The following is a 23,713-nucleotide window of genomic DNA, read 5'->3' on the forward strand; positions in this document are numbered from 1 at the left end:
ATGGCCAATCCGAAACGTAAGCAATCCAAGCGCCGCAGCGCCAACCGCCGCGCGGCCAACGCCTTCAAAGCCCCGCAGGTCGCCAAAGACAGCGACGGCGGTGCCTTCCGCCCGCACCGCGTGAACCCGAAGACGGGTATGTATCGCGGCCGTCAGGTGCTCGACGTCACCGTCTGATTTCAGTCGGCAGCTTCCTGCTATCCAACCCGAAGCCGCCAGTTCCACGCCGTTGCCGCCCCGCATCGCCGTCGATGCCATGGGTGGCGACTTGGGCCCTGCGGAAGTAGTCGCGGCGGTCAAACTCGCCCTTGCCGAGGATCAGGATCTCGCTCCCATCGTCCTGGTGGGCCAGCAGGAGGTTTTGACCCCGCTCGTCGCCGAAGCCGGCCTCGCCGGCAGCCCGCGTGTGTCGATCGTGCACGCCTCCGAGGTGATCACGATGGACGACAAACCGCTCAAGGCGCTCAAGACCAAGAAGGACGCCTCGATGGTGCGCGCCATCGAGCTCGTGAAGTCGGGCGAGGCCAAGGTCGCCGTCAGCTCCGGCAACACCGGCGCGTTGATGGCCGGCGGCACGCTCCGCCTGCGCATGATGAACGGCGTTGACCGCCCTGCGCTCGCCGCGGTCATTCCGCGCGAAGGCGGGCACTTCGTGCTCATCGACGCCGGCGCCAATCCTGAGGCGAAGCCCGAGCACCTGATGCACAACGCCATCCTCGGCGCCGACTACGCCCGCGTCATCCTCGGCCTCGAAAACCCGCGCGTGGGCCTCCTCACCATCGGCACCGAAGAAGGCAAAGGCAACGCGCTCATCACCGAGACGAACGAGCTGCTGAAGAAGATCAACGGCGTCGTGAACTACGTCGGCCCCATCGAGGGCTTCCAGGTTTTCCGCAACCACGTCGACGTGGTCGTGTGCGATGGTTTCGTCGGCAACACGCTCCTCAAGACGTGGGAGTCGCTCGCGAAATTCATCACCGGCATGCTCAAGGACGAGCTGAAGCAGAGCCCCGTCCGCATGGCCGGAGCCGTCCTCGCCAAGGGGGCCTTCAGCGCCTTGAAGGACCGCATGAACCCCGACCGCTACGGCGGCGCGCCGCTCCTCGGCGTGCGCGGCAACATTCTCAAGGCCCACGGTTCCTCCAACCGCCACGCCTGGGCCAGCGCCATCCGCGCCGCGGGCAAAATCATCCGCCAGGACCTTTACCACCGCATCGAAGACGACGTCGCCAAGGCCAACGAGCTTATCCAAGTCGCGCCCGGCATCTCGCCGACGAATAACTAACCCCTTTTACCTATGGCCTCCGTGATCATCGCCGGAGTCGGCGCCTATGCGCCCGAACGCATCCTCACCAACGAGGATCTCACCAAAATGGTCGATACGTCCGACGAGTGGATCCGCACTCGTTCCGGCATCCGCGAGCGACACATCGCCGCGCCGGATCAGGCGTGCTCCGACCTCGCTCTCATCGCCGCCCAGCGTGCCCTCGCCGACGCGAAGGTCAGCGCCTCGGAGGTCGACCTCCTCATCATCGCGACGGCCACTCCGGACTACCCGCTCCCGTCCACGGCCTGCGTCGTCCAGCACAAGCTCGGCGTCCCGCCGCACGCGACCGCCTTCGACATCGCGGCGGCCTGCTCGGGCTTCGTCTACGCCCTCGAGATCGCCTACGGCCAGCTGCTCACCGGCCGCTACAAGTGCGCGCTGATCATCGGATCGGAGAAACTCTCCTCCATCACCGACTGGTCCGACCGCACCACCTGCGTGCTCTTCGGCGACGGCGCCGGCGCCGCCGTGTTGAAGAAGAGCGATCAGGACGGCGTGGGCATCATCGGCTCCGACCTCGGCGCCGACGGCGAACTCGCCGAATACCTCTACACGCCCGCCGGTGGTTCGCGTTGCCCCGCCTCGCCCAAGACCGTCGCGGAGAAAGGCCACTTCCTGCGCATGAAGGGCAAGGAGATCTTCAAGAACGCCGTCCGCGTCATGGAGACCGTCGCGCGCGAAATGGTGGAACAACACGGCCTCACGTTTGACCAAATCAACCTCGTGATCCCCCACCAGGCGAATGTGCGAATCGTCGAAGCGCTCGCGGGCAACCTCGGTGTGCCCTTGGATCGCTTCTACGTGAACATCGATCGCTACGGCAACACGTCCTCCGCCTCCATTCCCCTCGCCCTCGACGAAGCCCGCAAGGCCGGCAAGATCAAGCCTGGCGACTACACGCTCCTTGTTGCTTTCGGCGCCGGCTTCACCTACGGCTCTACCCTCATTCGCTGGTAATCCTCATGTCCCGTCGCACCCTCTCCGCCTTTGTTGCCGTCGTCATCGCGCTGTTCGGCGCCGCCCGCCTCAGCGCCGACCTCGTCTGGACGCCCGGCCAGGGCTGGCGCATCGAGGGCGGCGCCCTCGCCGGCCTCTCCGGCGAGGAAGGTCACAACGCGCTGGAGATGATGAACACCGCGCGCAACGCCGAGGAAAAAGGCTCCACGCGCTCCGCCATCAAGACCTACGAGAAGGTCGCCAAGAAATACCCGAACTCCCTCTACGCCGGCGAAGCGCTCTACCGCATCGGCCTGCTCTACGAGAAGCGGAAGCAATACTTCAAATCCTTTGAGTCCTTCCAGGAAATGGTGATGAAGTATCCGAGCAGCCAGAAGTTCTCGCAGGTCATCGCCGAGCAATACCGCATCGCCCAGCTCCTCCTCGACGGCGCCCGCTCCTACATGTGGGGCGTCATTCCCGGCTTCAAGAACCGCGAGAAGTCCGTCGAGTATTTCGAACAGATCGTCCACAACGCGCCCTACTCCGACTACGCGCCGCTCTCCCTGATGAACATCGCGCGCGCCCATCAGAAAATGGGTAACACCGAGGAAGCCATCGACGCCCTCGACCGGATGATCAACAACTACCCGAAGAACGTCCTCACGCCCGACGCTTACCTGAAGCTCGCCCAGACCCACTCCTCCCTCGTCGATGGCGCTTACTACGACCAAGCCTCCACCAAGGAAGCCATCACCTACTACGAGGATTACCTCATTCAATTCCCCGGCGATTCCGGCGCCGGCACCGCGGAAAAAGGCCTCGGCGACATGAAGTCCATGCTCGCCCAGAGCAAAATGATCCTCGCCGACTACTACTTCAAATACCGCAAGAACTACACCGCCGCGAAAGTCTTCTACAACGAGGCGATCACCACCTATCCCGATTCGCCCGTCGCCGCCCGCGCCCGCAAGATGCTCGTCGAAGTCGATTCCCGCCTCGCCGGCAACAAGCCGCAGGACGTGAAGGACGACCAGCCCGCCGCCCCGAAGAAGAAAAAGCGCTTCTGGCTCTTCTGAGCGCGCGCCTCGCCCATGCGCCTCGCGCTGTTCGCCTCGCTCGCTGTCCTCACTCTCGGCCTCGCCTCCTGCGCGAACTACCGCCTCGGCACCGGCAGCGAGACCCGCTACGCTACTTTGCACGTCGCCGTCGTGAAGAGCGACACGCTGCTTCCTCAGGCGGTCGCTACCGTCACCGCCCAAGTGCGTGAAGCCTTCATCAAGGACGGACGTGTGCGCCTCGTCGACACCGCTGCCGAAGCCGACGCCGTGCTCACGCTCACGCTCGAGGATTACCACCGCGAAGCGACGGTCGCGCGCGCGGACGACACCGGCCTCGCCCGCCGTTTCGATGTCGTCCTGCAAGCCCGCGCAGCCCTCGTGGACCAACGCGCCAAGCAAACCGTCTTCGCCAATCGCCCCCTGAAAGTCACCCGCGGCGCCTTCACCGACAGCGGCCAGCTGCAATCCGAATACCAATTGCTCCCGCTGCTCGCCGAGCAACTCGCCGAGCGCGCGCTGCACGCCGTGCTCGACACCTGGTAAGGAGGCATGCATGCCCCGCGCCGCCCGGCCCCGCCTGAATCGCGAGTGGCATCTGGCGCACCGCATGCCACCGCGCGCCACCCTCGAGCAACGTCTCGCCTGGCACCTCGAGCACCGCACGCATTGCGCCTGCCGGCCCACGCCGGGAAAACTGCTTGGCCTGCTGCGCGAGCGCGGCTTGCTTTGATCCGATGCCGCTTTCGCCCGTCCTCGCCCCTTCGCTCCTCGCCGGCAATCACGCCGCCCTCGGCGCCAGCGCCCAGCTCGCCGCCGATTCCGGCGCACCCTGGCTGCACCTCGATTTGATGGACGGCCACTTCGTGCCGAACCTCACCTTCGGCCCCGAGGTGCTCGCCGCGCTCCGTCGCGCCGGCGTGATGACTTTCTTCGACACGCACCTGATGCTCTCCGAGCCGCACCGCTACGTCGAAGCCTTCGCGAAAGCCGGCTCCAATCTCATCAGCATCCATATCGAGCCCGCCTACGACCACGCAGCGACCTTGCGCCGCATCCGCGAGCTCGGCTGCCAGTGCGGCATCGTGCTGAATCCCGGCACACCGGCCGAGTCCATCCGCGCGTTGCTGCCCCACGTCGACCTCGTGCTCGTGATGACGGTGCAACCCGGCTTCGGCGGCCAACCCTTCCGCCGCGACATGCTCCCGAAACTCCAGCAAATCGACGCCTGGAGGCGCGAGGCCGGCCTGAGCTTTCGTCTCGAAGTCGACGGCGGCATCGACCTCGTCACGGGCAAGGAATGCCGCGCCGCCGGCGCCGACACCTTCGTGGCCGGCACGTCCTTCTTCAAGGCGAGCGACCGCGCCGCGTTCGCCGCGACGTTCGCGTCACTCTGAGGCCGGGCTGAAAACTACTTTGCCGCACGCGATATCCGCTGCGTGCGCGTAGCGCGCGCGGAACTTCGCCGCCAACTCGCTCGCCAGCCGCACCTCGTCGACCTTGTTCTTCGAGGTCAGCGCGCGATGAATCTCATTCAGCGCTCGTTCGTAACTCACGTCGCTCAAGTCCTGCAGCACCGCCAATGCGGCGCCTCTTCGAGCCGCATCGACGTCCGGCGCATTGATCGCCCGCCACGCGGCACGGAGTTGCTCGTGCGTATCCTGGCACATCACGCGAACGATGAAGGCCATTTCGCGAAACACCGCCGCGGTCCGCTCCGGCCGGTAGATCAACGGATCCTCGGTCGCGAACGGATTCGCGTCGGGATCGCTGCGCAGGGCGAGCCACTCGCGCTGCGCGTAGTAATCCCGCCGCACCGGCAGCCGCCGCAGTGCGTAGCGTTGCGGGCCGGTGGCCGTGCCCGGCTTCTCGTTCCACAGCCGCTGCGCCTCCATTGAAAGCACGAACTCGACGAACGCCTCGGCCAGGGTGCGATGCGGCGCACCACGCAGAATGCCGATCGGATCGACGGAGCTGACCGAGCCGCCCGGCGGCGAAACGTAGCCGAGCCGGGCCGTGCCACCGCGCGTGCTCGCAGCCTCGGCCTGGGCGCGTCCGTAGAAGTCGATGCACATGCCCGCCGCGCAATTGCCATCCGCCACGTCGATTGGCGGCTTCTGCGACGTGTCGGTGAAATACCGCGCATTGGCACCCACGAGTTGGATCAGCTGCAAGCCATCCTCCCAGCCCGCGCGAACCGCACGCGCTTCGCGCGCGGCCGGATCGGACTCGCCCGCCGCGCGCGCCCTCCGCTGCATCCGCTGCTGAAGGATGTTTTCAAATGCCTTGGCGATGGAACCGCTCTTCGTCGGATCGCACAGCGCCACCTCGCCGAAGAAGCGAAAGTCCGCGAGATCGTCCCACTGCTGCGGCTCGCGCACGCCCAGACGCGCAAGCGAATCGCGATTGAACAAAATGCCGTAGGAACTGAGCACGCACCCGATCCAGAGGTGCTCCCGATCCCAGAACTCCTCCCCGCCGTAGACGCGCGGTATCACCGCATCGGTGAACCAATCCGGATGCGTCTCGAACACCCGCGACGCGACCAATCGGCCCGCGACCGCCTGCCGCTCGAAATCGTAAGTGCCACCGCCGAAGAAAACGTCGATGCCGCATCCAACCTCCGACGCGAGGAACGCCGCGCGCGCTTCTCGCGCGCTCGCGGGCGCGTCGGCCGGCAGCCGACCGTTCTGCGAACCTGCCTGCACGTCGCGACTCCACGCCTTGCCCAGTTCGTTCACCCAATGATTACGAAAGGCCGTGATGTATTCGCTCTCGAGGAAGCGCGCGATCTCGCTCGTGCCGCCGAGCACCCGCCAGTCGATCTCGACGCTCCGACCGGTCCGCGCGCGATACCACCCCTGAAACGCGCGCCCGAATTCGTAGCGGGTCGCCTCGTTGTTCGGCGTCACGATCACCACGCGGTCATCGGCATCGCGCACCGTCGCGACCCGACGCGTCCGCAGCGCAAACGGCAGTGCGAGCACCGCGAGCAACGCCACGACGATCACAGCCCGTTTCATCGGCGCCTCACGCGGTCAACACCACCACGTCCTCGGGCTGCACGGCGGCGAACAGCTCGCCGCGCTGCGCGCCGTCCACGAAACGCGGGTTGCGCTCGAAGATTTTCAAGCGCGCGCCTTCCCCCGATGTCACGAACTCGTATTGCGCCACCTCGCCGAGATAGACCGATTCGCCAATACGGCCACGCACGCAGTTCCGCGACTGCGCCTCGCGATGCAGCTCCCAGCACTCGGGCCGGATCGACACCGTGACGGTCGCCCCGACCGCGGGCAAGATGGCCGGATCGCCGGGGATGCCGTCAAAATTTCCCGCGGCCGTTTCAACGGTCACGGTGCCGTCACCACAGCGCAGCACCTTTCCCGGCAGGAAATCCGTTTCGCCGATGAAATTCGCGACCACCTTCGTCGTTGGTCGCTTGTAGACCTCGCGCGGCGTGCCGACTTGGAGGATGCGCCCTTGGTCGAGGATCGCCATCCGATCGGCGATCGACAGCGCCTCCTTCTGGTCGTGCGTGACGTAAACCGTGGTCAGCTTGAACTCCTTGCACACGCGGCGGATTTCCGCGCGCATCTCGAGGCGGAGCTTGGCATCGAGGTTCGAGAGCGGCTCGTCGAGCAGGAGGCAACGCGGCCGGATCACGAGCGCGCGCGCAAGCGCCACGCGCTGCTGCTGACCGCCGGAGAGCAGGTTGGGCTTGCGGTCGGCATAGCTCTCCATCCGCACCGAGGCGAGCGCCTCGCGGACGCGTTCCTTGAGTTCCGCAGCAGGCACTTTCCGTTCATGCAGGCCGAAGGCGACGTTCTCCGCCACCGTCAGATGCGGCCAGAGTGCGTAGCTCTGAAACATCATTCCGGTGTTCCGTTTGTGCGGTTCGAGGCGAGTGACGTCCTCCGCGCCGAAGGCGATTTTTCCCGCCTCCGGGAGGTAGAATCCGGCCAGACAACGCAGCAACGTGGTCTTGCCGCAACCACTCGGGCCGAGCAGGAAGAACAGCTCGCCGGGCGCGATCGTGAGATCCAGCCCATGGAGCGCCACGACGTCGCCAAAGCGCTTTGTCAGTTGCTGGACCTGGATCGAGATCATCGGAGGGCGACCGCGAGAGGCAACCGGCCGAAATCTGCGGAGTCAAAGGGATTGGCGCCCGCGCCGGTCCGCTAACGAGTTGCCATCGGCGGGCGAATCGACCTTAAAGCGCCATGGCCCGCACCAAGCCCTCGATTCCCGAGCTCAAGCACCTCGATCACGTGCTCGTGAGCGAACCCGCCATCCGTCGCCGCGTCGGCGCGCTCGCCGAGCAGATCAACAAGGCCTACCGCGGCAAGGACCTGACCGTCATCGCCGTCGTGAACGGCGCCCTTATTTTCACCGCCGACCTGTTGCGCCACATGCGTTCGCCGCTGCGCCTGGATTGCATCCGCGCCTCGAGCTACCACGCCGGCACCTCCGCGACGGGGAAGCCGGTCATCATCGACAATCTGAAATTGGACATCGCCGGTCAGCACGTGCTGCTCGTCGACGACATCCTCGATACCGGCAACACGCTCTCCGCCGTCCACGAATTGCTCCTCGCGAAAAAAGCCGCGTCGGTCCGCACCTGCGTGCTGCTCGACAAGAAGGCGCGCCGCGTCGTGCCCTTCGAGGCGGAATACGTCGGCTTCGAAATCCCCAACGAGTTCGTCGTCGGCTACGGCCTCGATTTCAACGAGCGCTACCGCAACCTGCCCTGCATCGGCGTGCTGAAGCCGAAGTTCTATTCGGGAAAAATCTGAGGCTGGTTCTCGGCCGTGCGCTTTCGGCAAGTCGCCCGACGCTGGAGCTGGGTGCCGCTCAATCTGCTCGGGATAATTATCTACCTGAGACTTGCCTCGGAATTGTGGCCTTCCACTTCCGAGCTGGGTTCGCCCGGCGGCACTGGAGATGCGTTCTGGTGGGCCTTTTGCCTCCTGCCGTTTCTCGCCTTCTTCGTTGTCGCCAACGTCATCGCGCTCGCGCTGCTGGTTTGGAAACTGCGCAGCAGGGAACGCGTCGTCGCCATCGGTGTTTGGGCATTGATTGCGACCCTCTGGGTGCTTGCCAACGCCTACGACAATTACCGGGCTACTCGCTACGTGGACGCCAACTTTGTCTCTGCCAGCGATCGCGCCTCTCGCGGAAGGAAAATGCCTTGCGCTCGGCGAAGCCGCGCTCTTTGTTCTGCGCTCCACTCCGACGGAGGGGTGGCCGAGTGGTCTAAGGCAGGTCTTTGCTAAAGACCCAGACCCCAAAAGGGTCTCGGAGGTTCGAATCCTCTCCCCTCCGCCACTTTCCGCTGACGCGCGAAACGATTGCCTCCCGCCCGATCCCCGCTCTATCGTCCGATGCCCGCCGCGCCGCTGCTCTTCGATTTCCGTCAGCTCACCGTTTACCGGGGCGAACGGCGCGCTCTCCACGGCCTCGATCTTCAGCTCCGCGCCGGAGAACACGTAGCCATCCTCGGCCCGAACGGCTGCGGCAAATCGACGCTGATCAAGACGCTCACCCGCGAACTCTACCCGACCACCGACACTCCCGGCTACCGCTTCCAGCTCCTCGGCGAGGAGTTCGCCGACATCACGGATTTCCGCCGCAAGCTCGGCCTCGTTGCGCTCGACCAGATGCTGAAGCTCTCCTACGAGGTGACAGAGCGTCGCGTCACCGGCCTCGAGTTGGTGCTCTCGGGCTTCTTCGACAGCATCGGTCTCTGGCCGCACATGCGGCCCTCGCCCACCCAGCGGCGCCGCGCGCGAGCGGTCATGCGCGAGCTCGGAATCCCTCACCTCGCGACTCGTTCGCTCCAGGAAATGTCCTCCGGCGAGCAACGCCGCTGCTTCATCGGCCGCGCGCTCGTCCACGATCCCGCCGCACTGCTGCTCGACGAACCGACCACCAGCCTCGATCCGGCGGCGGTGATCGAGTTTCGCCGCACGTTGCGCACGCTATGCCGGCGCAACAAAAGCGTCGTGCTCGTCACCCACAACGTCGCCGACCTCGTCCCCGAAATCGACCGCGTGCTCCTGATGCGCGACGGTCGCATCGTCGCCGACGGGCCGCCACCGCGCGTGCTCAGCACGGCTTCTCTATCCGCGCTGTTCAGCGCGCCGCTGCGCCTCGTCCGCACGCGCGGGCACTACGATTTGGTGAGTCGCTGAACGGTCGCAGGCAATGCCGCGAGCGACTCGATACGCGCGGTGGCCGCAGCGGGGTCCTCGCCGGTGCGATCGCGGTCGACCCAAATGCACGTGATGTCCATTTCGCGGGCCGGACCGACATCGTGATAAAAGCTGCAGGCGGCATGCACCCAGTTTTCGCGTTCGACGCCGCTCACGCGCCAGAAATGCCGGAAGTGCGCGAGGGACGGTTTGTAGTCTTTCACTTCCTCCGCCGTCACCACCAAGTCGAACGGCTGACGAAATCCGCGCTGCGTCTGCGCGAAGAGCGCCCGGTCGCAGTTGGTGAGCACGGCCAATTTCCAACCAGTCGCGCGCAGCTCCGCCAGCGCCGGCTCGACGTCCGCGAACACCGGCTGCGTGCCCCAGTGGTCCGGCAACGCGTTCACGTCGTGGTCCGGCACGGCCAGGCCGATCTCGCGCGCCGCGCGCGCCACGCCTTCGCGGAGCACGTCGGCGTAGAGGCGGTGCGGACGTTCGTGCTCGAGCGGCCTTTCGTAGCGATGGTAGGCGGCGATCAGTTCGCCGACACGTTCACCGGCGAGCGGGCGCAGAATGTTCGCAAAGCCCGTGTGCCAGTCGACGAGCGTGCCGAAGCAGTCGAAGGTGATCCAACGGTGGGACGACATGGTGGGAGGCTGGGCGATTCAACGCGCTCTGACGAGCGCGACGACGCGGAGGCTGGTATCCCCGCTCTCCTCCGCGGAAGAATCGCGCGGGTTCGCTCGAAGCCCCGCGCCCGGAGGTCGCGGGCCACCTTTCGTCACGCGTCGCGGTGCACGGTCGCCGGTGAAAACGCGGGCAGGCAGACTGCGATGTATTCGGCGCCATCGGCGTGCGGCGAGGCATAGCGCACCCACTCGCCTTTCGGCGTGAGGACGGCTTGCCCGGCGCGGACGGTGAGTGTGGCGGTTTTTGTTTCGACCTGAAGTTCGCCGCGGAGGACGACGGTGTATTCGTCGAACTCGGGCGTCTGGCCTGGTTCGACCCAGCCGCCGGGGCTGCGCATGCGCGCGATGCTGACGGCGTCGGTTTTCGAGTTCACGCGACCGAAGAATTCCTCGATGAGCTTCGGCTTGTTGCCGGCGGCTTCGATGATGGTGGGGTTGGAAATGAGAGTAGCCATGGCGGATGAGTAGAGTGGGCGAACGGATCGGGCACAAAAAAGCCGCGGATCGCTCCGCGGCTTTGAAAGAAAACACTCAGTAGCGATAGTGCTCGGGCTTGTAGGGGCCTTCGACCGGGACGCCGAGATACTCGGCCTGAGACTTCGAGAGCTTGGTCAGCTTGGCGCCGATCTTCTCGAGGTGGAGGCGGGCGACTTCTTCGTCGAGGTGCTTCGGCAGGCGATAGACGCCGACCTTGTAGACATCCTTGTTCTTCCAGAGATCGAGCTGGGCGAGCGTCTGGTTGGTGAAGGAGTTCGACATGACGAACGACGGATGACCGGTGGCGCAGCCGAGGTTCACGAGGCGGCCTTCGGCGAGCAGGTAGATGCTGTTGCCGTTGGGGAACGTGAACATGTCGTATTGCGGCTTGATCGTCGTGCGCTTCACGCCCTTGGCGGCGTAGAGACGCGAGACCTGGATCTCGTTGTCGAAGTGGCCGATGTTACAGACGATGGCCTGGTCCTTCATCTTCGCCATGTGCTCGAGCGTGATGATGTCCTTGTTGCCAGTCGTGGTGACGTAGATGTCGGCGATGCCGAGCGTGGATTCGACGGTGTTGACCTCGAAGCCTTCCATCGCGGCCTGCAAGGCGTTGATGGGGTCGATCTCGGTGACGATGACGCGCGCGCCAAAGCCCTTGAGCGAAAACGCGGAGCCCTTGCCCACGTCGCCGTAGCCGCACACGCACGCGACTTTGCCGGCGATCATGACGTCGGTGGCGCGCTTGAGGCCGTCGGCGAGGGACTCGCGGCAGCCGTAGAGATTGTCGAACTTCGACTTGGTGACGGAGTCGTTGACGTTGATCGAGGGGACGAGGAGCTTGCCCTGCTCGTGGAGCTGGTAGAGGCGGTGGACGCCGGTGGTGGTTTCCTCGGAGACGCCGCGCCACTCCTTCACCATCGCGGTGAAGACGCCCGGCTGGGCTTTCTTGATCTTCTTGAGAAGGTTCTTGATGACCTGCTCCTCGTGCGAACCGGAAGCGCTGTTCACCCAATCGCTGCCCTGCTCCATTTCGTAGCCCTTGTGGAGGAGGAGCGTGACGTCGCCGCCGTCGTCGACGACGAGCTGCGGGCCCGTGCCGTTCGGGTGGCTGACGGCGCGCCAGGTGAGATCCCAATATTCCTCGAGCGTCTCGCCCTTCCAGGCGAAGACGGGCACGCCGGCGGCCGCGATGGCGGACGCGGCGTGGTCCTGCGTCGAGAAGATGTTGCACGACGCCCAGCGCACGGAGGCGCCGAGTTCGACGAGCGTCTCGATGAGGACGGCCGTCTGAATCGTCATGTGCAGCGAACCGGTGACGCGCACGCCCTTGAGCGGCTTCTTGGGGCCGAACTTGGCGCGGACGGACATCAGGCCGGGCATTTCGTGCTCGGCGATGGAGATTTCTTTGCGACCCCAGTCGGCGAGACCGATGTCCTTGACGTGGTAATCCTGCGTTTTCGCAGCGGAAGATTTCTTGGCTTTGGCCATGGTGGAAGGTGATTAGGCTTTGATCGCGGCGCGGAGCTCGGCGGCTTTCGCGGTGGATTCCCACGGCAGACCCTTCTTGCCGAAGTGGCCGTAATTCGTGGTTTGGCGGTAGATCGGGCGGAGCAAGTCGAGTTGCGCGACGATGTCGGCCGGCTTGAACGAGAACACCTTTTGCACGGCGTCCGTGATCTGCTCATCGGAAATGCCGAGCTTGGCAGTGCCGAAAGTCTCGACGCGAACCGAGACCGGTTTCGGGTGACCGATGGCGTAGGCGAATTGGATTTCGGCGTGCGTGGCGAGGCCGGCGGCGACGATGTTCTTCGCGACCCAGCGGCCCATGTAGGCGGCCGAGCGGTCGACCTTGGACGGATCCTTGCCCGAGAAGGCGCCGCCACCGTGACGGCCCCAGCCGCCGTAGGTGTCCACGATGATCTTGCGGCCGGTGAGGCCGGAATCGCCCTGCGGGCCACCAACGACGAAGCGACCGGTCGGGTTGATGAGATACTCGGTGTTCTTCGTCAGCAGCTTCGGGTCGATGACCTTCTTGATGACGTTTTCGATGAGGAATTTCTCGATCGTGGCGTGCTTCGCATCGGCTGCATGCTGCGTAGAGATGACGACGTTCACGACCTCGACGGGCTTGTCGTTCTGGTAACGGACGGAGACCTGCGTCTTCGCGTCGGGGCGGAGCCAAGAGACGGCGCCGGACTTGCGGATCTTCGTCAACTCGCGGCCGAGACGGTGCGCGAACATGATCGGCGTCGGCATGAGCTCGGGCGTCTCATTGCAGGCGTAGCCGAACATGATGCCTTGGTCGCCGGCACCCTGCTCTGCGGTCTTCTTGCCCTCGGCCTTTTTGGCGTCGACGCCCTGCGCGATGTCGGGCGACTGCGCGGTGAGGTAGTTATTGATGAAAACCTTGTCGGCGTGGAACACGTCGTCGTCGTTCACGTAGCCGATGTCGCGGATCGCATCGCGAATCACTTTGCCGAGGTTGATCGCCTCTTCGATGGGCTTGGTCGTGCCCTTCTTGGCATCCTGCAGCTTCGGAATGGTGATCTCGCCGCCCACGACGACGATGTTGGACTTCACGAACGTCTCGCACGCGACGCGCGAGGTGTGATCGATCTTCAAGCATGCATCGAGCACGCTGTCGGAGATGAGGTCGGCGACTTTGTCGGGGTGACCTTCACCGACCGACTCGGAGGAGAAAACGAAGTGATTGGCCATAGAATGTGAGCGGCGAAGAAAGACAGCGTGTCGAGCGGGAGCAAGTAGATTATCAACGTATCTGGATTCCATGATACGAAGACGCGTTAGCATCCCGGCGGCATCCGGCTTGCGTCGTGCGGCGGCGACGGTTGCATGCGGGGCGTTACCCCCATGTCCGAGCCCATTCTGAGACCCGAGGCCATCGAAGCGCTCCGCGCGGTTTCACCGGACGACGAAGGCGCGTTTTTCCGGGAGCTGATCGATATCTTTCTGGCTGACACCCCGATCCGCATTGCGGAACTGCGAAACGCCGTCGACGCGGCCAACGCTGGCGCCGCCGTCCGTGCCGCGCACAGCATCAAAGGCAGCGCCGGGAATTTCGGGGCGCAGAACCTCGCGCAACTGGCGCTGGAACTCGAAACCCTCGCGAAATCCAGCCAACTCGCCGCCGTCGCGGCGCGTTTCGGCGAACTCGAGCAGGCCTTCGCGGCCGTCCAAGGCGCGCTGCTCGCGCTGCGAAACTCATGAGCCCGCGCGGCCCCATTTCCAGCCTCCTCGGTGTCGTCCTGCTCGGCCTCGCGCTCGTGCCCGCGCAAGCGAAGCTCACTTGGACGCAGACCGAGATCTCGAGTGCGACCAAACCGCTGCAAAAAACGCTCTCCGTCTCCTTCGGTTTCAAAAACACCGGCACCCAGCCCGTCACCATTCGCGACGTCTCGGTCAGCTGCGACTGCATGTCGGCCGCGGCGGACAAGACCGTCTACCAACCGGGAGAAAGCGGGACGATCAACGCGCACTTCACCGTGGGCGATCGCATCGGCTCCTACGAACGCGGCGTGACGGTCGTCACGGACGACGGCGCGAAATCACAACACCTGAGAGTGCACATCGAGGTCCCCGAATTGGCCGCCGTCCAACCGCGCATCCTCGACTGGAATTCCGGCGCGCGCGCGGAGGAGAAGCCGGTCGAGATCACCGTGGCGCCGGGAATCCAAATCAACTTCACCGAGCTGTTCGTCTCCGCACCGTCGTTCTCCGCACGCTTCGAGACCCTCGAAGCCGGCCGCCGCTATCGCTTGTTCGTCAAGCCGCTGGCGACTACCGAAGCGGCCAGCGCGGCGATCCGTTTCAAAGGCAAGGCTGAGTCCGGCGACGACGTGGTCGTCAGTGCCTACGCGAACGTCAACTGACGGATCGCGCCGCGCCGCCAGCGTCGGAAGGCGCGTCAGTCGCGCTCAACCGGTTTTGAAATACCCGCGCTGCTTCTCGCTGATCGGCAGCTCCGATTTTTCCATCACCGCGAGCAAATCCTCCCAAGCGTCGCGCTTGATCTTCAACGCCGCTTCGGAGCGCAGTCCTTCCTGCCGCAGCAAATAAGACGGGTGATACGTGGCGCGCAGCGGGATGCCGTTGTAGGAATGCCACGAGCCGCGCGCTGCGCCCATCGTCTTGAAACGATCCGCGCCGAGCAGTCCGTCGACGGCGGTTTTGCCGAGCGCGACGAGCACCCGCGGCTGGATGATCTCGATCTGCGCGCGAATGAACGGCAGGCAATACGCCATCTCGTCCAGGGTCGGCGGACGGTTGCCCGTCTGAAAACCGTCTGCCGAACGCGCGCCCATCTCTGGCCGCCAATTGAGGATATTGCCGATGTAGACTTGCGCGCGCTCGAGCCCCATCGCCTTGATCATGCGATTGAGCAACTGTCCGGCGCGCCCGACAAACGGCTCGCCTTGCTCTTCCTCGTCCGCGCCCGGCGCCTCGCCGATGAACATCACGGACGCATCGAGATTGCCGACACCGAAGACCACTTGCTTGCCCGCGTAGACCCGCGCCTTGCAGGTCGCATCGTTCAGCACGATCTCGCGCAGCGCGTTCCAGCGCTCCTGTTTCGTGCCGCTCGGCAAACTCAGCGGCAGCGGCGTGCCGAGGCTTGGCGCGGCATGGGCCGGCACCACGCGCGGCGGCGGCGGAGCGAACGCGGTCGATGCGAAACTCGGCGCCGGTTCGGCGACGGAGCTTTCGCGGGACCGCGCCGACGGAGCCTCGTGTTGCACGGCGGCTTCCCGCGGTGCGGTGGACGCGGCTGGAGCGCCAGCGAGCTCGGCGCGCGCGACCTCGATGGCGCGCCGCAACTCCGCGAGGCTCTCCTCGTTCACCACGACAGTGCGGCTGCCCTCGCCTTTCAGGCGACGGAGCTCGTCGGTGAGACAGAGAAGATGTTCGCGGACGTTCATGAGTGTGCGGGCAGACGTGCGGCGATGAGCTTCTCGACGTATTTGCCGAGCAGATCGAACTCGAGATTCACGCCGCTGCCCGTGCGCTTTTCGCGCAGATTGGTCACCGCCAGCGTGTGCGGGATGAGCCAGACGGCGAGTGCGTCGCCATCGACTTCGGCGACTGTGAGCGAGATGCCGTCGATCGCGATGCTGCCCTTGTGAATCAGATAACGGCCGCTGCCCGCGGGGCCGCGGACCTTCAGGTAATGGTCGGCGCCACGCTGCTCGAAAACCTCCACGCGCCCGAGCGTGTCGACGTGGCCGCTGACGAAATGTCCACCCATGCGACTGTTCGGCAGCATGCTGCGCTCGAGATTCACGAGCGAGCCGGGTTTCAGTTCGGAGAAACTCGTCAGGCGCACCGTCTCTTCCAGCAGATCGAACCAGAGATTGGCCGCGTCGTGCTTCACCACGGTGAGGCAGCAACCGTTCACGGCGATACTGTCGCCGAGTTTCACGTCCGTGGCAACGAGCTGCGCGGAAAGGTGGAGCGACCACGCTTTCGCGCCGCGGGTGAACGAGACGACCTGGCCTGTTTCTTCGACGATTCCGGTGAACATCTTAGTTGAGCTTTACGCGGAGCACTTGCGTCTCTCCGCCGCGCCGCGTGAGCAACACGAATTCCGCCCGCGCTTTGTCATTCTCGACCGCCGCGAGTTTGTCGACCGCTTCGGCGTAGCTGTGCACCTCGACGCCGTCGATCTCGCGAATCCAGTCGTCGGGTCGCAGGCCGGCGTTCGCAACAGGACTGTTCGGACGAACGAAATTCACGACCGCGCCCCCCATCTCCGCGGTCTTCGCGCGCTGGGCTACGAGATCGGCGGTGAGGAACTCGCGCGCCGTGAAACCGAGCCGCTCGAAGTAGCGCCGCTCGGCCTCGCGCACCATCTTCGGCTCTTCGCCGAGCGTGACGGCGAGCTCCTTGCGCTCGCTGCCGCGGAGCACCGTGAGTTTCATGACGTCGCCGGCTTTGCGCTTGAGCACCTCCTGGCCGAAATAACCGACGATGCTCCGGTCCGGACGCAGCCGCGGCAGCATCTTGCCGTCGATCGCGAGCAGGATGTCGCGATCCTGGAGGCCCGCCTGTGCGGCGGGGCTGCCCTCGAGAATGTCGCTGACCACGAGCGCGGACTGGCGCTCGAGCTTGAGCAGTTTCGCGACGTCGGGGTCGACGGGCTGCAAGCCATAGATGCCGATCGACGTCACCGGGCGACCGGTGATCGACGTCGGCACGCGATTGAGGAACGGCAGAAATTCATCCGCGAGCAGCACGACGCTGCTCTCGTCCGCGTTCACGAGCATCACCGGAGTGCCGTGCTGCGTGCGCGAAAACAGCAGGTAGTTTTGCCCAAAAGAACTCAGCGTCAGACCGACAAGCCGGCCCTCGACGTCGAACACCGGCAAGCCCGGCGCACCCAAATCCTGTCCCGTGAGAGCAGTCTTGTTCGGCAGCGTCGTGAGCATCGCGACGCGCGAGCTGAGCGCGTAGGGCTTGAAGTCCTCGTCCTTGCCGCGCAGGCCGAGGCCCCAGAGTTCGGTGCCGAGCGGCGGCTCGGGCGCCTTGGCGAACGATGTGATCGGCTTCAGCTTCGCGACGAGGCCGTCCGTCGCGCGCACGAAGTGAAACCCGGTGAGCTCGTCCTGGCCGAGGTAAGTCGCGGGCGTCGATTCGTCCTGCTCGGGCAGGTAGACTTTGAAGTCCTTGAGCTGGTCGACTGCCAGACCGCCCGGGATGTTGGCGCCGGGAATGATGATCGTGCCCTTGTCGTCGATGACCGTGCCAGCGATCGTGACTTGGCGGCGCTCGATCTCGGTTTGGATCGTGAACTCGACGGCGACGATCGACTTCAACCGCTCCGGCAGGAGCGAGGCGAGATCGGCGCCGAGGGCGTGCAGCGTGAGGAGGGAAACAACAAGAGCCGCAGCGACGCGGCGGGCGGTGATCATGGTTTGAAAACGTAGAGCGCGATGCGGCGGTTGCGCTGGGCCTCGACGAGCACGGGCTCCGGCTTCGCTTCGTAGGCGGCGTGGAGTTCCTTCATGCGCGCGAGGTCGTTGATCGTTTCTCCGCCGACCTTGGTGATGATGTCGCCGCGCGCGATGCCGGACTGCGCGGCCGGATAGCCGGGCTGCACGCCGATGACGAGCACGCCGCTGGCATCGGGCAGCTGGTTCTCGCGCGCGTAGGCGCGGGAGACTTTTCGCACGCTGAGGCCCCATTTCTCGAACGCCCATTCCTCGCCGACGCGGCTCTCGAGTTTTTCCGTGGTCGCGGTGAGATCGAGCGTCTGCGCACCGCGTTTGACGGTGAGCTTCACGGCGACGCCGACCGGCAGATTCGCGATCATGTTTTGGATCGGAGGGAGTTGCTCAGGAAAGCGGCCGTCGAGTTTCTGGCCGTTGAGCGCAAGGATGATGTCGCTCGGGCGCACGCCGGCGCGCGCGGCGGGCGAGCCGGGATCGACGCTGTCGACGAGCAAGCCGGTGTTGGCGGCGAGCGAGTAGAAGCGCTCGAGGTCCTGCAACTCGCGCGGGCGGATGCCGAGATAGCTGCGCGTGATGCTGCCGTTTTTCACGAGGCCTTCGGCGACGCGCTGCGCGACGGCCGACGGGATGGCGAAGCCGAGATTGTCGGCGCCCATGTAGGTGCGCGAGTTGATACCGACGACCTTGCCATCTTCGGTGACGAGCGGGCCGCCACTGTTGCCGGGATTGATGGCGGCGTCGGTTTGCAACCAGGTGTTGAACGAACCGGTCTCGTAACCGCGCACGGCACGCGAGTCTTCGAAGTAGCGACGGTTGTTGGAAATGATGCCGCGTGTGACGGTGCGGGTGAGACCGTGCGGCGTGCCGACGGCGTAGACGGTCTGACCGGGAAACAGGTCGTCGCTGTCGCCGAAATCGGCGTGCGCAAAGGTGAGTTTGCGCGCCTTCACCTCTTGCATGTTCAGTCGGATGACCGCGAGGTCGGTCCAGTGATCCCAGCCGACGAGCCTGGCGCCGACACGCTCGAGGCTCGCGAGCGTGACGGAAATTTCGACCGCTTGCGGGCTGGCGACGTGAGCGTTGGTGAGGATGAGTCCGTCCGCGGAAATGATGACACCCGAACCGATACCGCGCTCGGTGCGTTTGGTGCCCTCGTCGAAGGTCGTCTCGGTCACGTCGATGCGCACGACCGCATCGAGCAAACGCGTGAAGCCGCGACTGACGCCGCCGGCCGCCGCGAGCGAGTTGGCGGCGAACAAAAACCCGGCCGCGAGAACGACCGGGAGGATGATTGACGGTAATGGTGAATGTCGCACAGTGACCGATTTCACGTGAAGCCTACTGATTGCACTGATTACGACTTTCTCAAGATTGAGCCGCATTGGCAGTCAATTTGGGAGCAGACCCGCCCATTTCGAGCCGAGAATGGCTCGTCGAAGCCGAAATACTACGTGCTCGACATGTTCCCCTACCCGTCCGGCGCGGGCCTGCACATCGGCCACCCCGAAGGCTACACGGCGACCGACATCCTCGCCCGCTACAAGCGCGCGAAGGGCTTCAACGTTCTCCACCCGATCGGTTGGGACGCGTTCGGCCTGCCTGCCGAGCAACACGCGGTGAAGACCGGCACGCACCCGGCCTCGAACACTCAGAACAACATCACGAATTTTCGCCGGCAGATCAAAGCGCTGGGTTTCTCCTACGACTGGGAGCGCGAGGTCGACACGACCGACCCGAAATACTTCCGCTGGACGCAGTGGATTTTCCTCCAGCTCTTCAAGAAAGGCCTCGCCTACGTCGACGAGCGTCCGGTCTGGTGGTGCCCGGAACTGCGCACCGTGCTCGCCAACGAAGAAGTCGTCGACGGCAAGAGCGAGGTCGGCGGTTTCCCGGTGGAGCGCAAAAATCTCCGGCAATGGGTGCTGCGCATCACGGCCTACGCCGAGCAGCTCATCGACGGCCTCAAGGACGTCGACTGGCCCGACTCGACCAAGCGCATGCAGGAAGCCTGGATCGGCCGCAGCGAAGGCGCAGAGGTGTTGTTCAAGTTAGAGAACGCCGCGCTCGGTGACCTGAAGATTTTCACGACGCGTCCCGACACGCTCTTCGGCTGCACCTACATGGTGCTCGCGCCGGAGCATCCGCTCGTGCCCGGACTCACGACCGACGCGCAACGCGAAGTCGTCGACGCCTACCGCAAGGCGACCGCGTCGAAGAGCGACGTCGATCGCATGTCCGACGCCGCGAAGGAAAAGACCGGCGTCTTCACCGGCAGCTACGCGATCAATCCTGTCAACGGCGCGCGCGCGCCCATCTGGATCGCCGACTACGTGCTCATGGGCTACGGCACCGGCGCGATCATGGCCGTGCCCGCGCATGACGAGCGCGATTTCGAGTTCGCCGAAAAATACCAGCTCCCGATCCCGCGCGTCATCGCCGCGCCGGACGGCAGCGACAAGCTCCCCTACACCGGCGACGGCAAGCTCATCAACTCGCCCGGCTACGACGGTCTCACTTGGGAAGAAGCGAAGAAGAAGATCACCGCCGACCTCGCCGCGAAGGGCATCGGCAAGGGCACGATTAACTACAAGCTCCGCGACTGGCTGTTCTCGCGCCAGCGTTACTGGGGCGAGCCGTTCCCGATCGTGTGGGTCAGCGAAGCCGACTACGCGCGCGCGGCGAAACTGCGTCGCGACTTACCGGCGCAGCCGGTGACGTTCGTCGAAAGCGGCGTCACGCTCTACGCGCTGCCGCTCCCCGAAGTCGCGCTGCCGTTGCAGTTGCCCGACGTGCAATCGTATTTGCCCAGCGGCACCGGCGAGAGCCCGCTCGCCAATGTCCCCGAGTGGCTCGAAATCTGGTTCAACGCCGAGACCGGCGCCGCCGTGCCCGCTTCGCAACCGAAGCCCGCCGGTGACGCGTGGGTGCGCGGCCGCCGTGAGACGAACACCATGCCGCAATGGGCCGGCTCGTGCTGGTATTACCTGCGTTACCTCGATCCGCAAAACGCCGACACCTTCGCAAGCAAGGACGCGCTCGCCTATTGGGGCGTGCCCGATCTCTACGTCGGCGGCGCCGAGCACGCGGTGTTGCACCTGCTCTACGCGCGCTTCTGGCACAAGGTGCTCTTCGACCTCGGCGCCGTGCCGCAAGCCGAGCCGTTCAAGAAACTCTTCCACCAAGGCATCATCCTCGGTGAGGACGGCGTGAAGATGTCCAAGAGCCGCGGCAACGTCGTGAATCCCGACGACATCATCCGCAGCTACGGCGCCGACACGTTGCGCCTTTATCTGATGTTCCTCGGGCCGCTCGAAGCGATGAAGCCGTGGAATCCCAAGGGCATCGAGGGCGTGCACCGTTTCCTGCGGAAATTCTGGCGCGAGTGCCTCGGCGAAGACGGCAAGTTGAACAGCCGCGTCTCCGACACCGCCGCACTCACCGCCGACACCGAGAAACTCCGCCACGAGACGATCAAGAAAGTCGGCGAGGATCTCGAAGCGATGCGCTTCAACACCGCAATCTCGCAGATGATGATTTATCTGAACGCACTCCAGAAAGAGCCCGCGCTCCCACGCGTGGCGTTGCTGGAGTTCGCGCAGATGCTCGCGCCCTTCGCCCCACACCTCGGCGAGGAACTCTGGTCGCGTCTCGGTGGCACCGACACCGCGATGAACGCGGCCTGGCCGAAATTCGACCCCGTAAAACTCGTCGCCGACACGATGACCATCGTCTTCCAAGTGAACGGCAAGCACCGCGGCGACACCCAAGTCTCCGTGGCCAGCAGCGAAGCCGACCTCATCAAAACTGCCCAAGAGCACCCCAAAGTTGCTCCGCATCTCGCCGGGAAAGCCCTCAAGCGGACCATTTACGTCAAAGGCAAGCTCCTGAACCTCATTGTAGGATAAAGTCTTAGGTGGATAAAAAGTTCGGTTTAAAGCTTGATGTAGGGGTATTCCCCTATTTAGCTCGCGACGACTGGGGCAAATTTGCCCCATCGAACCTCTCCGCCATGAAAACTCTTCTTCGCCTCCTCGCCGCATCGCTCGCGCTCGCCGTGGTCGCGGCGCCGTCCGCGTTCGCTCAACGCCAGCTCGGCAAGAAAAAGGGTCCCACCAGCAAGCTGTTCCTCGCCGAATCGGTCGGCGAAGGCAACATCACCACCGAAGGCAAATCGCACACCGCCAAGCAAGCCACCGCCTTCGACGCGCCCGGCACGGTCATCGAAACCGGCAAGGACTCGCACCAGGCGTTCGTGTATTCGAACGGCACCGCCATGCTCGTCGACGAGAACACCCGCGTGGAAGTCGATCGCTTCGTCCAGGAACCCTTCCGACCCGACCGCGAGAAATCGACCGAGACGGAGCCCTCCATTTCCCAGAGCGACGTCTTCGTCTCGCGCGGCCAGGTCAACATTTGCACGAGCCAGATGGTTTCCGGTTCGACGATGAACTATTCCACGCCCAACGCGTCGGTGAATATCCGCGGCGGCAAGATGGCCGTCTCCACCAACGGCACGGAGTCCACGATCTACCTGCTCGACGGCGACGTCACCGTCCGCACCGGCGGCAGGGACACCGGCGGCACCCTGCTCCGTCCCGGCGAGAAGGCGACGATCCGCCCCGGCCCGCCCGGCCGGCCGCCCATCGTCACCGTCGCCCCCATCGAATCGAATCTCCTGCCGGCCCTCGACGACAAGGTCGGCGCCGCCTGCGCCGCGAAGAAAACCGTGTCGTTCGAGACGATCGAGAAAAAGTCCGAGTTCGGCGCCGAGGGCGAAAAGCAGCAGGATCTGCCCCCGGGATCGCCCCAGCCTCCGCCCGAAGAGCCCACGCAGGAAATCGTCGTGACACCCACGACCCCCGCGGAGCTCCCCACCAACATCACCGTCAGCCCGGCCGCGCTCCCCGGCGGACAATAAAAGCCCATTCTCCCCGTGCCGCCTCGTTCGTCGCTGAAACTCGCCCTCGCCTTGTGCGCCGCCCTGCTGTGGGCCCCGCAGAGTGCGTTCGCCTTGCTGAATATCGACGGCACACGCAACCAGGTCTTCGTCTTCGGCAAGCTGACGATCGGCTACGACTCGAATATCTTCTCCGCCGCCGGTGGCAGCGGCGACACCCTCTACAGCGCCCAAGCCGGCCTCGAACTGAAGCGACGCGCCGGCATCATCTCGGTCAACGCCCGCGCCGTGATCGACCGTCAGGAATTCCAGAAGAACAAAACCCAGTCAGCCTGGAATCCCACGTTCTATCTCGAACTCAACAAGACCACCGGCCGCACCACCGGCGCGTTCACCGTGAACGCCTATCGCTCCTCGCGCGCCGACAGCGCCGTCAACCTGCGCACGCAGACTTGGAACTTCCCGCTCGGTCTGAACGTGAAGTATCCCGTCAACGACAACTTCTACATCACGTCCACCAGCGGCTACCTCCGCCGCAGCTATACGGACAACACGACGCTCCTCAATTACACCGACTACAGCGAAGGCATCGACCTGCTCTACGTCTACACCAGCAAGACCGACCTCTCCCTCTCCTACCGCATCCGCGTCGGCAACACCACGCTCGACACGTCGACCGACCAATCCCTCATGATCGGCTTGGTCAATCAGATCATCCCGAAGATCAACGGCTCCCTCCGCGCCGGCGTCCAGCGCCGCTCCATCGACTCCACCGGCGACACCTTCACGCAGTGGACGCTCTCCGCCGATCTGGGCTGGGCCGTCACCCGCAAATTCAACCTCCAAGCCATCGCGGCACGCGATTTCAGCACGACCGCCGTCGGCGGCTCCGTCGACACGCTCTCCGCCCAGCTGCGCGCCGCCTACGACTTCAACCGCAAATACCAGGCCAACGGCGGCCTCGGCTACGGCCGCAACAAATTCCTCGACGGCACCACGCGCGGTCGCCGCGACGACTTCTTCTCGTGGGATGTCGGCTTGAGCGCAACCTGGAGCGAGCACCTCCACGTCGGCATTTCCTACAACTATCTCCACAACTGGTCGTCCATCAGCTTCTCGGACTTCGAGCGCACGGGCTACTCCATCGATATCTCCTCCCGCTACTGATCC

Annotated in this window: 24 protein-coding genes and 1 tRNA gene; 15 read left to right on the forward strand and 10 right to left on the reverse strand. The window is 64.7% G+C overall.

The window, feature by feature from the left end:
• The 6 genes from rpmF to rpe all read left to right on the forward strand — a co-directional run bounded on the left by rpmF (window position 1) and on the right by rpe (window position 4,718).
• On the forward strand, window positions 1-177 hold the full coding sequence (rpmF, locus tag KF715_02235) for a 50S ribosomal protein L32 (GenBank protein ID MBX3735482.1): 177 nt from the start codon (window positions 1-3) through the stop codon (window positions 175-177).
• Between the two features lie 79 nt (window positions 178-256).
• Entirely contained in the window at window positions 257-1,285 is a 1,029-nt protein-coding gene (plsX, locus tag KF715_02240) for a phosphate acyltransferase PlsX (GenBank protein MBX3735483.1), read from the forward strand.
• A 12-nt stretch (window positions 1,286-1,297) separates the two neighbouring features.
• Window positions 1,298-2,284: a ketoacyl-ACP synthase III gene (locus KF715_02245; protein ID MBX3735484.1), complete on the forward strand. Its 987-nt coding sequence runs from the start codon at window positions 1,298-1,300 to the stop codon at window positions 2,282-2,284.
• Window positions 2,285-2,289: 5 nt separating this feature from the next.
• Entirely contained in the window at window positions 2,290-3,342 is a 1,053-nt protein-coding gene (gene bamD / locus KF715_02250) for an outer membrane protein assembly factor BamD (protein ID MBX3735485.1), read from the forward strand.
• A 15-nt stretch (window positions 3,343-3,357) separates the two neighbouring features.
• Window positions 3,358-3,867, forward strand: coding sequence for a hypothetical protein (locus KF715_02255; protein MBX3735486.1), 510 nt, complete (start codon window positions 3,358-3,360; stop codon window positions 3,865-3,867).
• Window positions 3,868-4,058: 191 nt separating this feature from the next.
• Entirely contained in the window at window positions 4,059-4,718 is a 660-nt protein-coding gene (gene rpe / locus KF715_02260) for a ribulose-phosphate 3-epimerase (GenBank protein ID MBX3735487.1), read from the forward strand.
• On the opposite strand, the gene KF715_02265 is transcribed toward rpe, so the two are convergent.
• On the reverse strand, window positions 4,710-6,344 hold the full coding sequence (locus KF715_02265; GenBank protein ID MBX3735488.1) for an ABC transporter substrate-binding protein: 1,635 nt from the start codon (window positions 6,342-6,344) through the stop codon (window positions 4,710-4,712). The genes rpe and KF715_02265 overlap by 9 nt on opposite strands.
• 7 nt (window positions 6,345-6,351) lie before the next feature.
• The gene (locus tag KF715_02270; GenBank protein MBX3735489.1) at window positions 6,352-7,428 is read right to left on the reverse strand and encodes an ABC transporter ATP-binding protein; all 1,077 of its coding nucleotides are present in this window, start codon (window positions 7,426-7,428) and stop codon (window positions 6,352-6,354) included.
• Between the two features lie 113 nt (window positions 7,429-7,541).
• On the opposite strand from KF715_02270, the gene hpt reads away from it, so the two are divergent.
• The 4 genes from hpt to KF715_02290 all read left to right on the forward strand — a co-directional run bounded on the left by hpt (window position 7,542) and on the right by KF715_02290 (window position 9,512).
• The gene (hpt, locus tag KF715_02275; protein ID MBX3735490.1) at window positions 7,542-8,114 is read left to right on the forward strand and encodes a hypoxanthine phosphoribosyltransferase; all 573 of its coding nucleotides are present in this window, start codon (window positions 7,542-7,544) and stop codon (window positions 8,112-8,114) included.
• Between the two features lie 51 nt (window positions 8,115-8,165).
• Entirely contained in the window at window positions 8,166-8,594 is a 429-nt protein-coding gene (locus KF715_02280; GenBank protein MBX3735491.1) for a hypothetical protein, read from the forward strand.
• Window positions 8,556-8,646 (forward strand) — tRNA-Ser (locus tag KF715_02285). Before KF715_02280 ends, KF715_02285 begins: the two co-directional genes overlap by 39 nt.
• Before the next feature lie 56 nt (window positions 8,647-8,702).
• Window positions 8,703-9,512, forward strand: coding sequence for an ATP-binding cassette domain-containing protein (locus KF715_02290; protein MBX3735492.1), 810 nt, complete (start codon window positions 8,703-8,705; stop codon window positions 9,510-9,512).
• On the opposite strand, the gene KF715_02295 is transcribed toward KF715_02290, so the two are convergent.
• The 4 genes from KF715_02295 to metK all read right to left on the reverse strand — a co-directional run bounded on the left by KF715_02295 (window position 9,491) and on the right by metK (window position 13,399).
• Window positions 9,491-10,159 (reverse strand): HAD hydrolase-like protein, encoded by a 669-nt coding sequence (locus KF715_02295; protein MBX3735493.1) that lies wholly within the window; start codon window positions 10,157-10,159, stop codon window positions 9,491-9,493. The two genes, KF715_02290 and KF715_02295, sit on opposite strands and share 22 nt — an antisense overlap.
• A 134-nt stretch (window positions 10,160-10,293) precedes the next feature.
• A complete protein-coding gene (locus KF715_02300) occupies window positions 10,294-10,656 on the reverse strand; it encodes a cupin domain-containing protein (protein ID MBX3735494.1) in 363 nt (120 codons plus the stop codon).
• A 76-nt stretch (window positions 10,657-10,732) separates the two neighbouring features.
• Window positions 10,733-12,169 carry an adenosylhomocysteinase gene (gene ahcY / locus KF715_02305; protein MBX3735495.1) on the reverse strand — a complete coding sequence of 479 codons (1,437 nt, stop codon included), beginning with the start codon at window positions 12,167-12,169 and terminating at the stop codon, window positions 10,733-10,735.
• A 12-nt stretch (window positions 12,170-12,181) separates the two neighbouring features.
• Entirely contained in the window at window positions 12,182-13,399 is a 1,218-nt protein-coding gene (gene metK / locus KF715_02310) for a methionine adenosyltransferase (protein MBX3735496.1), read from the reverse strand.
• Between the two features lie 153 nt (window positions 13,400-13,552).
• Between metK and KF715_02315 the strand changes: the two genes are divergently transcribed.
• Complete coding sequence (locus tag KF715_02315) at window positions 13,553-13,909, forward strand: Hpt domain-containing protein (protein ID MBX3735497.1); 357 nt, start codon at window positions 13,553-13,555, stop codon at window positions 13,907-13,909.
• Window positions 13,906-14,571 carry a DUF1573 domain-containing protein gene (locus KF715_02320; GenBank protein MBX3735498.1) on the forward strand — a complete coding sequence of 222 codons (666 nt, stop codon included), beginning with the start codon at window positions 13,906-13,908 and terminating at the stop codon, window positions 14,569-14,571. Before KF715_02315 ends, KF715_02320 begins: the two co-directional genes overlap by 4 nt.
• A gap of 45 nt (window positions 14,572-14,616) precedes the next feature.
• Here KF715_02320 and KF715_02325 read toward each other — a convergent pair whose 3' ends face one another.
• Genes KF715_02325 through KF715_02340 form a run of 4 tightly spaced genes read right to left on the reverse strand, consistent with a single transcriptional unit; the run spans window position 14,617 to window position 19,028 of the window.
• Complete coding sequence (locus KF715_02325) at window positions 14,617-15,618, reverse strand: uracil-DNA glycosylase (GenBank protein MBX3735499.1); 1,002 nt, start codon at window positions 15,616-15,618, stop codon at window positions 14,617-14,619.
• On the reverse strand, window positions 15,615-16,220 hold the full coding sequence (locus KF715_02330) for a riboflavin synthase (GenBank protein MBX3735500.1): 606 nt from the start codon (window positions 16,218-16,220) through the stop codon (window positions 15,615-15,617). The genes KF715_02325 and KF715_02330 overlap by 4 nt, the downstream gene beginning before the upstream one ends.
• A gap of 1 nt (window position 16,221) precedes the next feature.
• Window positions 16,222-17,607 carry a PDZ domain-containing protein gene (locus KF715_02335; GenBank protein ID MBX3735501.1) on the reverse strand — a complete coding sequence of 462 codons (1,386 nt, stop codon included), beginning with the start codon at window positions 17,605-17,607 and terminating at the stop codon, window positions 16,222-16,224.
• Entirely contained in the window at window positions 17,604-19,028 is a 1,425-nt protein-coding gene (locus tag KF715_02340) for a trypsin-like peptidase domain-containing protein (GenBank protein ID MBX3735502.1), read from the reverse strand. The genes KF715_02335 and KF715_02340 overlap by 4 nt, the downstream gene beginning before the upstream one ends.
• Between KF715_02340 and leuS the strand changes: the two genes are divergently transcribed.
• From leuS to KF715_02355, 3 genes are all read left to right on the forward strand, one after another.
• A complete protein-coding gene (gene leuS / locus KF715_02345) occupies window positions 18,954-21,551 on the forward strand; it encodes a leucine--tRNA ligase (GenBank protein ID MBX3735503.1) in 2,598 nt (865 codons plus the stop codon). The genes KF715_02340 and leuS overlap by 75 nt on opposite strands.
• Before the next feature lie 104 nt (window positions 21,552-21,655).
• Window positions 21,656-22,564 (forward strand): FecR domain-containing protein, encoded by a 909-nt coding sequence (locus KF715_02350; protein ID MBX3735504.1) that lies wholly within the window; start codon window positions 21,656-21,658, stop codon window positions 22,562-22,564.
• 15 nt (window positions 22,565-22,579) lie between these two features.
• Entirely contained in the window at window positions 22,580-23,710 is a 1,131-nt protein-coding gene (locus tag KF715_02355) for an outer membrane beta-barrel protein (GenBank protein MBX3735505.1), read from the forward strand.
• Window positions 23,711-23,713: the final 3 nt, after the last annotated feature.

Source organism: Candidatus Didemnitutus sp. (assembly GCA_019634575.1).
Lineage (GTDB): Bacteria > Verrucomicrobiota > Verrucomicrobiia > Opitutales > Opitutaceae > Didemnitutus.

Bases quoted from the DNA above. Each gene is read 5' to 3' on its own strand.
- rpmF (MBX3735482.1), top strand. From the start codon at position 1: ATGGCCAATCCGAAACGTAAGCAATCCAAGCGCCGCAGCGCCAACCGC.
- plsX (MBX3735483.1), top strand. From the start codon at position 257: ATGGGTGGCGACTTGGGCCCTGCGGAAGTAGTCGCGGCGGTCAAACTC.
- KF715_02245 (MBX3735484.1), top strand. From the start codon at position 1,298: ATGGCCTCCGTGATCATCGCCGGAGTCGGCGCCTATGCGCCCGAACGC.
- bamD (MBX3735485.1), top strand. From the start codon at position 2,290: ATGTCCCGTCGCACCCTCTCCGCCTTTGTTGCCGTCGTCATCGCGCTG.
- KF715_02255 (MBX3735486.1), top strand. From the start codon at position 3,358: ATGCGCCTCGCGCTGTTCGCCTCGCTCGCTGTCCTCACTCTCGGCCTC.
- rpe (MBX3735487.1), top strand. From the start codon at position 4,059: ATGCCGCTTTCGCCCGTCCTCGCCCCTTCGCTCCTCGCCGGCAATCAC.
- KF715_02265 (MBX3735488.1), bottom strand. From the start codon at position 6,344: ATGAAACGGGCTGTGATCGTCGTGGCGTTGCTCGCGGTGCTCGCACTG.
- KF715_02270 (MBX3735489.1), bottom strand. From the start codon at position 7,428: ATGATCTCGATCCAGGTCCAGCAACTGACAAAGCGCTTTGGCGACGTC.
- hpt (MBX3735490.1), top strand. From the start codon at position 7,542: ATGGCCCGCACCAAGCCCTCGATTCCCGAGCTCAAGCACCTCGATCAC.
- KF715_02290 (MBX3735492.1), top strand. From the start codon at position 8,703: ATGCCCGCCGCGCCGCTGCTCTTCGATTTCCGTCAGCTCACCGTTTAC.
- KF715_02295 (MBX3735493.1), bottom strand. From the start codon at position 10,159: ATGTCGTCCCACCGTTGGATCACCTTCGACTGCTTCGGCACGCTCGTC.
- KF715_02300 (MBX3735494.1), bottom strand. From the start codon at position 10,656: ATGGCTACTCTCATTTCCAACCCCACCATCATCGAAGCCGCCGGCAAC.
- ahcY (MBX3735495.1), bottom strand. From the start codon at position 12,169: ATGGCCAAAGCCAAGAAATCTTCCGCTGCGAAAACGCAGGATTACCAC.
- metK (MBX3735496.1), bottom strand. From the start codon at position 13,399: ATGGCCAATCACTTCGTTTTCTCCTCCGAGTCGGTCGGTGAAGGTCAC.
- KF715_02315 (MBX3735497.1), top strand. From the start codon at position 13,553: ATGTCCGAGCCCATTCTGAGACCCGAGGCCATCGAAGCGCTCCGCGCG.
- KF715_02320 (MBX3735498.1), top strand. From the start codon at position 13,906: ATGAGCCCGCGCGGCCCCATTTCCAGCCTCCTCGGTGTCGTCCTGCTC.
- KF715_02325 (MBX3735499.1), bottom strand. From the start codon at position 15,618: ATGAACGTCCGCGAACATCTTCTCTGTCTCACCGACGAGCTCCGTCGC.
- KF715_02330 (MBX3735500.1), bottom strand. From the start codon at position 16,220: ATGTTCACCGGAATCGTCGAAGAAACAGGCCAGGTCGTCTCGTTCACC.
- KF715_02335 (MBX3735501.1), bottom strand. From the start codon at position 17,607: ATGATCACCGCCCGCCGCGTCGCTGCGGCTCTTGTTGTTTCCCTCCTC.
- leuS (MBX3735503.1), top strand. From the start codon at position 18,954: ATGTCGCACAGTGACCGATTTCACGTGAAGCCTACTGATTGCACTGAT.
- KF715_02340 (MBX3735502.1), bottom strand. From the start codon at position 19,028: ATGCGGCTCAATCTTGAGAAAGTCGTAATCAGTGCAATCAGTAGGCTT.
- KF715_02350 (MBX3735504.1), top strand. From the start codon at position 21,656: ATGAAAACTCTTCTTCGCCTCCTCGCCGCATCGCTCGCGCTCGCCGTG.